This is a genomic window from Arthrobacter ginkgonis, assembly GCF_039540195.1.
Classification (GTDB): Bacteria; Actinomycetota; Actinomycetes; order Actinomycetales; family Micrococcaceae; genus Zafaria; species Zafaria ginkgonis.
Window position 1 is genome coordinate 1 of the sequence record NZ_BAABEO010000048.1, and the last position, 966, is coordinate 966.

1 protein-coding gene is annotated in these 966 nt (G+C 68.0%); it reads right to left on the reverse strand.

From position 1 onward, the window contains the following. Positions 1–966 (reverse strand): 3,4-dihydroxyphenylacetate 2,3-dioxygenase (hpaD, locus tag ABD912_RS23410; protein ID WP_345154880.1); only part of this gene is annotated, 966 nt, incomplete at both ends.

Here is a 966-nt window from a genome sequence, read left to right on the forward strand (position 1 = left end):
GGGGCGGGTGTAGGAGAAGCCGTCGGCGCCGATGGTCACTTCCAGTTCGGACGCGTCGGTGCGCTCGATGATCGGCTGCGGGTTCCCGTCCAGGTCCAGGACCAGGGAGGCCTCGGTGTACCAGGACGGGACCACCGGGTTGCCCCACCAGTCGCGGCGCTGGTTGTCGTGCACGTCCCAGGTGATGGTGGGGTTGTCCGGGTCCCCGGTGTAGTAGTCCTGGGTGTAGATCTCCACGCGGTGCCCGTCCGGGTCCAGGATGTAGAGGTAGAAGGCGTTGGAGACCCCGTGCCGGCCGGGGCCGCGCTCGATCCGGTCGGACATGCGCAGCGCGCCCATCTTGTCGCAGATCTGGATGATGTTGTGCTTCTCGTGGGTGGAGAAGGCCACGTGGTGCATGCGCGGTCCGTTGCCGCCGGTCAGGGCGGTGTCGTGCACGGTCTGCTTGCGGTGCATCCAGGCCGCGTAGGTGACGCCCTCGGAGTCCTTGATGTCCTCGGAGACGCGGAAGCCCAGGTCCTCGAGGTACTTGCGCCCGCGCGGGACGTCCGGGGTGACCTGGTTGAAGTGGTCCAGGCGGACCAGTTCGCCGGCGGAGTAGAGGTCGTAGCGCATGTGCAGGCGCTCGACGTGGTCGACCTCGTAGAAGAACTCGTAGGGGAAGCCCAGCGGATCCTCCACGCGCACCGAGTCGCCGATGCCCTTGACGAACCCGTCCCGGCGGCGCTCGGTGCGGCAGCCCAGCTCCTGGTAGTAGGCCTCGGCCGCGTCCACGTCCTCGGGGGTGCGGACCCGGTAGGCGAAGGCGGCGACGGCGGCGATCGGGCCCTTGCGCAGCACCAGGTTGTGGTGGATGAACTCCTCGAAACTGCGCAGGTAGATCGCGTTCTCGTCCTCTTCGGTCACGTGCAGGCCCAGCAGGTCCACGTAGAACGCGCGCGAGGCGGCCAGGTCGGTGACCACGAT